The 6,997-nt window shown below is 56.1% G+C and carries 3 protein-coding genes; 2 read left to right on the top strand and 1 reads right to left on the bottom strand.

Translation table 11 applies throughout. The features are described from left to right. Positions 1-694: ERF family protein (locus tag FVW27_RS02570; RefSeq protein WP_167122488.1), on the bottom strand; the 694-nt coding region annotated here is incomplete at its 3' end. 480 nt (positions 695-1,174) lie between these two features. Here FVW27_RS02570 and FVW27_RS02565 point away from each other — a divergent pair. Together FVW27_RS02565 and FVW27_RS02560 are read left to right on the top strand one after the other, a co-directional pair. After that, positions 1,175-4,225: a BPTD_3080 family restriction endonuclease gene (locus tag FVW27_RS02565; protein WP_167122486.1), complete on the top strand. Its 3,051-nt coding sequence runs from the start codon at positions 1,175-1,177 to the stop codon at positions 4,223-4,225. Positions 4,226-4,227: 2 nt separating this feature from the next. Further along, positions 4,228-6,996 (top strand): site-specific DNA-methyltransferase, encoded by a 2,769-nt coding sequence (locus FVW27_RS02560; RefSeq protein ID WP_167122484.1) that lies wholly within the window; start codon positions 4,228-4,230, stop codon positions 6,994-6,996. Position 6,997: the final 1 nt, after the last annotated feature.

Below are 6,997 nucleotides of genomic sequence, written 5' to 3'. Positions count from 1 at the left end.
AGACCTTTCGCTCCGGGTTCCAGCGAAAGCCAGCTGCCCCAAGAAGTTGCTTTCTGGCAGACGTGTTGCCGGACGCCATAACGCAAAGACGGCCATCCTGCGTGGTGGCCGTCGTGTAGGTTACCCCATCCAGCTTAGGCAGCGATGCCAAGGCCGGGTGTAGTGCCTTGTCTGGCAGCATGGGACGTGACTCAGTGTGGGGAACTGGCTGTCCATGCGCAGTTGTGGTGCTCCCTTCCGCCTTTTGCCGGGGCTGACGTGCTGCGCGTGGTCTGGCAGACGTATCACGGGAAGCAGCCTCGCCGTCGTCATCCTCTTCCGTCACCATGCCAAGCATGGCCGAAAGCGCGTAGCGACGGGCATAGGTCATGGCGCTGCCATACCCCTGCGGGTCGGATCTGGGTAGGGGCATGACCAGCAGCGACGACTGCCATTGGCCGGACTCCGCGTGCGTGAGCTTGGTGACGAGACCGAGGTGCCCAGCCTCTGCCGGGACCGGATACTGGGTCACCCAAATCCCGTTGGTCAGCAGCGCGTCGCGGCAAGAATCCATGACGGAGTTGAGTGTGGCGTAACGCGATTTGGCGAACGGATTCTCACGGTCCTTGATGGCCGGTTGCAGGGTGTGCTGAACGGAAATGAGGGCCTTGGCGAGGTCGGTGACCTCTGGGGAGGTGTACTCGGCAGGGTACATAAGGACTCCTTAGAAAGAGAATAGCCCTGATACGCGGGGTATCAGGGCTGATGGCTGGAATAATTCCCTAGTTTCATTGCTGTAATATATATCTGAAAAAATGATGAATGATGCGCCCTCTTCATATTAGTCGATAAAGATTCCTAAAATACACGTCGAAGCACCCCTTGAGGCTGCGTATTGTCGCGGGCTTATATGCCAAGTTAACTTGCTGCCTTATCTTAAGAAAAAAACAAAGGCAGTCGGCTTTCTGGCGGATGATGCCAGAACAAGCATAATCTGCGGGGCCTGCTTCGTCTGGCCCCAAGGTCTCTTCATTTGTTCCGCTGCTGTGTCGTAGTATGCCGTTGAGGCTACCCGTGTCGCTTAACCACGTGGAGATACGATTGCATTTTTTCTTTCATCCTTTTAATCCTTTGCACAAACCGGTTGGACGAGTCTGCGTCTATATCTGTCTTCTCGGTGCAAAGGAGCCGCTTCATGCCCAACCCCTTTTTTGAACGCCCAATTCTCAATTCTCCCTATGAATACCCCTCCCGCCACTGGGAACTCGATGAGACCGGGCAGCCTACCCAACAGATTATCGAATCGCGGCGCAGGGTGTCGTTCATTACCCCCATTCCCAAGCCGAAGAAGCAGGGGGGGCAGAAGCAGTACTCATTGGGCATTGATGAAGGCAAAGGGCTGTCGACTGACGGGCAGCGCTACGATGCGACTTCGACCATCAATGAAATCCGGAATCAGGTTGATATATGGCGCAAACTTCCCAGCCCTAGTCAGTGGCAGGTCACTCCTACGACAGCCCGCTTGCTGCAACACTGGCGTTTTCATCAATTCAGCGGTATCCGCCCGTTCTTTTGTCAAGTGGAGGCTGCCGAAACAGCCATCTGGCTTACTGAGGTCGCACCGAACACTCCTTACGGAAAAAAGTTCGTAGAGCACCTCAAAAAAGCCAGCACCGCATCCAACCCCGATCTGCTGCGCCTTGCACTCAAGCTTGCCACCGGGGCAGGCAAGACAACGGTAATGGCCATGCTCATTGCTTGGCAGACGCTAAATGCCGTTCGTCATCCCGGCAGCAAAAAGTTTACGCGTGGTTTTCTTGTTGTTGCCCCAGGGCTGACCATCAAGGATCGCCTGCGAGTGCTGCAGCCGAATGATCCGGACAGCTACTACCAGAGTCGCGAGTTGGTGCCGCCTGACATGCTCTCTGATTTGAGCAAGGCAAAAATCGTCATCACAAACTACCACGCATTCAAGCTTCGCGAGCGACTTGAAGTATCGAAAGGTGGGCGGGCCCTCTTGCAAGGGCGTGGCCCTGAATTGGCCACACTGGAAACTGAGGGTCAGATGATTCAGCGTGTCATGCCTGACCTCATGGGACTAAAGAACATCCTCGTCATCAACGACGAGGCGCACCATTGCTACCGGGAGAAACCGGGCGAACCGGAAGAAGCGCTGGATGCCGATGACAAGCAGGAAGCCGAACAGAACAAGGAGGCCGCTCGTCTCTGGATTTCCGGTTTGGAAATGGTGAATCGCAAGCTTGGAGTGGCTCGCGTCTTCGACCTGTCTGCTACTCCCTTCTTTCTGAAAGGCTCCGGCTACGCAGAGGGTACCTTGTTTCCGTGGACCGTAAGCGATTTTTCGCTGATGGATGCCATCGAATGCGGCATCGTCAAACTGCCACGTGTTCCTATCTCAGATAACATTCCCGGCGCGGACATGCCCATGTTCCGCAATCTCTGGTCACACATCCGAAAGAAGATGCCCAAAAAAGGGCGCGGCAAGGCCAAGGGGCTAGATCCGTTGAGCATTCCACCGGAGCTGCAGACGGCACTGGAGGCTCTCTACGGGCATTACAAGAAGACCTTCGAACTTTGGCAGGACGCCGGCATTGATGTGCCGCCGTGCTTCATCGTCGTGTGCAACAACACGGCCGCGTCAAAGCTTGTCTTCGACTACATCTCCGGTTTTTTCCGCGAGAATGAGGACGGCACCACCGAATTGGAAAACGGGCGTTTGCCCCTCTTCCGCAACTTTGACGACCACGGCAACCCGCTGGCCCGGCCTCACACCCTGCTTATTGATAGCGAGCAGCTTGAAGCGGGCGAGGCCCTTGATGACAACTTCCGCAAAGTGGCCGCTGATGAAATCGAGCGATTCCGGCGCGAAATCATCGAGCGAACGGGCGACCCGCGACAGGCAGAGAATCTGTCAGACAACGACCTTTTGCGCGAGGTCATGAACACCGTGGGCAAGCCGGACAGGCTGGGCGGCTCTATCCGGTGCGTCGTCTCCGTGTCCATGTTGACGGAAGGCTGGGATGCGAACACCGTCACCCATGTGCTCGGCGTCCGCGCCTTCGGCACGCAGCTCTTGTGCGAACAGGTCATCGGCCGTGCCCTTCGGCGTCAGGCCTATGACCTGAACGACGAGGGGCTCTTCAATGTGGAATACGCCGACGTGCTCGGCATCCCCTTCGATTTTACGGCGCAGTCCGTGCCGGTGAAGCCGCTTAAGCCTCGTGTGACCATCCACGTGAAGGCCATGAGCCCGGAGCGCGACCACCTTGAAATCCGCTTCCCCAACGTCGCCGGGTACCGCGTGGAACTGCCGGAAGAGCGGCTCACCGCGAAATTCAACGCAGACTCCGTGCTCAAGTTGACGCCGGAACAGGTCGGTGCAACCAGCACGCGAACGCAAGGCATCATTGGCGAGGGAGTGGACCTTAATCTTGTCCACACTGGCGACTTGCGCCGCTCGACGCTTCTGTTCCACCTTACCCAGCGCCTGCTGTACACCAAATGGCGCGACCCGAACACGGAGCCAAAGCTTCACCTCTTCGGCCAACTTAAGCGTATCGCCAAGGAATGGCTCGACACCTGCCTTGTGTGCGAGGGTGGCACCTTCCCGGCACAACTCATGTATCAATCTTTGGCCGACATCGCCTGCGAACGAATCACCAACGCCATCACAAGTGCGCACAGTGAAACGTGTCCGGTCAAGGCCGTACTTGATCCCTACAACCCCACTGGCAGCACGCGGCATGTCGCCTTCAATACGACCAAGACGCTTCGGTGGCAGACGAGTCCGAACCTCTGCCATATCAATTGGGCTATCCTCGACAGCGATTGGGAGGCCGAGTTCTGCCGCGTAGTGGAAGAACACCCCCGTGTGCGCGCCTACGTAAAGAACCACAACCTCGGCTTTGAGGTGCCCTATCGCTTCGGCTCGGAGACGCGCCGCTACCTGCCGGACTTCATCGTGAAAGTGGATGACGGGCGCGAAGACCTGCTCAACCTGGTGGTTGAGGTGAAGGGCTACAGGGGTGAGGACGCCAAAGACAAGAAGGCGACCATGGATACGTACTGGGTGCCGGGCGTGAACAACCTTGGCACCTATGGCCGCTGGGCATTCACGGAACTGACGCAGGTGCTGCGCATGGAGCCTGACTTCGCGGACAAGGTCCGTTCCTCGGTCAACAGCATGATTACAGCAATCGCCGCCCCCGGCGCGGGAGAGAAATAACCATGGCTAAGCCCTCTACCCCCAAGACAGTTGAAGCCATCACACATGGTGACGCTAGTCGAAAGAACATTCCTACGGCCGAATACCAGTCCATCATGACCGAACGTGACAAGGCGCCGGTGCAGGTGCGCTACGAGCGCAACCGCGACCTCGACCCTCAACTCATGTGGCGAGGGAAAGACGAACAGGATTGGTCGGACCTCGTGGTGAATGCGCCGCCGCTGTATATTCAGGAAAAGGTGCACCCCAAGGTGCTCATTGACGACTTGATGCGTCGAACGAAGGAAGAGAAAAAGTCCAAACAGGCACAGTATGACCTTTTTTCCGACTTCAATGGTCTGCCGACCGAGGATGCCAAGACTGAATTCTACCAGCACGACGCCAACTGGACCAACCGCATGATTCTGGGCGATTCGCTTCAGGTCATGGCGAGCCTTGCAGAGCGCGAGGGGCTTCGCGGCAAGGTCCAGTGCATCTATTTTGATCCACCCTATGGCATCAAGTTCAATTCGAATTTTCAGTGGTCAACTACGACACGCGATGTAAAAGATGGGAGTTTTGAACAGATTACCAGAGAGCCGGAACAGGTAAAGGCGTTTAGAGATACATGGCGTGATGGTATACATTCATATCTTACGTATATCAAAGACAGACTTACTGTAGCGCGGGATTTGCTTGCAGATTCTGGGAGCATATTCGTACAAATAGGTGAAGAGAATGTACACCTTGTAAGGTCTATTATGTCTGAATGTTTTGGTCCTGAAAACTTTTTTGCTCAAATTTCATTTGTAAAAGCTGGTGCGCTAGGTGCAACTGGTTTACCTAGAAGATTAGATTACATACTTTGGTTTGTTAAAAACGAACAATCGTCAAAATTCAGAAAATTCCTTATTTCAAAGAGTCTTGATAACATAGGTCAGTATACGCAAATTGTTTGTCAGGACTATTCTATTCGCTCATTAAATGAAGAAGAAAAGAGAAATTGGAAAGTTATTGAGAAAGACAAATTGTGTCGTCTGGTTTCCTTTACAAAACCTGGGCCTGGAGCAAGATACGAGCTAAATTTTGAAGGTTTTGTGTATTCCCCTGGAAAAAGGTGGTGGGGATTCCCTGAAGACAGCACATACAGAATAATGCGGTCTGGCAGAATTCGCCGCCAAGGAAACTCGGTAGCAAGTTTGCGCTATTGGAACGACTACGCAGTAGAAGAGCTTTCAAACCTGTGGGTAGATACCGCCTCTGGAAGTGGGATGGACAAGGTCTATGTCGTTCAGACCAGCACGGAGGTCATAAAACGCTGTATGCTCATGGCCTCTGACCCCGGAGACCTCGTGCTCGACCCTACTTGCGGTTCCGGCACCACGGCCTATGTCGCCGAGCAGTGGGGCAGGCGCTGGATAACCATTGATACTTCACGCGTTGCGCTGGCTCTGGCCCGCGCGCGCGTCATGGGCGCACGATATTCCTACTACTTACTGGCCGACAGCAAGGACGGCCAGCTCAAGGAAGCGGAGATTGTCAACACCGCGCCTTCGAGCAAGCCGACCTATGGCGACATCCGCCATGGCTTCGTGTACGAGCGGGTGCCGCACATCACCCTGAAATCCATCGCCAACAACGCCGAGATTGATGTCATTTGGGATAAGTATCAGGAGCGCCTTGAGCCACTCCGGGCCGAGCTGAACAAGGCGCTCGGCAAGGGCTGGGAGGAATGGGAAATCCCACGCGAGGCCGACGAGAAGTGGGCACCGGGTGCAAAGGAAGCCCACAAGCGCTGGTGGCAACTGCGCATTGCCCGGCAGAAGGAAATTGATGCGTCCATCGCCGCCAAGGCCGACTTCGAGTACCTCTACGACAAGCCCTACGAGGACAAGAAGAAGGTCCGCGTGGCCGGTCCGTTCACCGTGGAGAGCCTGTCTCCGCACCGCGTGCTGGCCGTGGACGAGAATGACGACCTCATCGACCCGGCGAAGCAGGGGCAGGCGGCAGGTGGCGAGCAGGACTTCGTGCAGATGATTCTGGAGAACCTGAAGACCGCCGGGGTCCAGCAGTCGCGCAAGGACGATAAAATTACGTTCACCTCGCTTGTGCCGTGGCCGGGCGACAGGGTCTGTGCCGAAGGGCGCTACGCGGAGGGCGGCGGGCAGGGGCCGGAGAAACGTGCCGCCGTCTTCATCGGGCCGGAGTTCGGCACCGTTTCCCGCCCCGACCTGGTGGAAGCCGCGCGCGAGGCCGGAGAGGCGGGCTTTGACGTGCTCATTGCATGCGCCTTCAATTACGACGCGCATTCCACGGAATTCTCGAAGCTTGGACGCATCCCCGTACTCAAGGCGCGGATAAACGCAGACCTGCACATGTCCGACGAGCTCAAGAACACCGGCAAGGGCAACCTCTTCGTTATCTTCGGCGAGCCGGACATCGACATCATTCCGACCAAGGACGGGCAGATTCAGGTGAAGGTGAAGGGCGTTGATGTCTTCCACCCGAATTCGGGCGAAGTGCGAAGCGACGGCCCGGATGGAATCGCCTGCTGGTTCATCGACACGGACTATAATGAAGAGAGTTTCTTCGTCCGGCACGCCTACTTTCTTGGCGCAAACGATCCCTACAAGGCTCTGAAGACCACCCTCAAGGCGGAAATCAACGCGGATGCGTGGGAGACGCTCAATAGCGACACGTCTAGGCCTTTCGACAAGCCCAAAAACGGTCGCATTGCGGTGAAGGTCATCAACCACCTCGGCGACGAGGTCATGAAGGTGTTCCGAGTGTAGG

This window comes from Nitratidesulfovibrio liaohensis (genome assembly GCF_011682075.1).
Classification (GTDB): domain Bacteria; phylum Desulfobacterota; class Desulfovibrionia; order Desulfovibrionales; family Desulfovibrionaceae; genus Cupidesulfovibrio; species Cupidesulfovibrio liaohensis.
The sequence above is the reverse complement of the archived record's forward strand: the minus strand, read 5'-3'. Positions and strand labels throughout refer to the sequence as shown.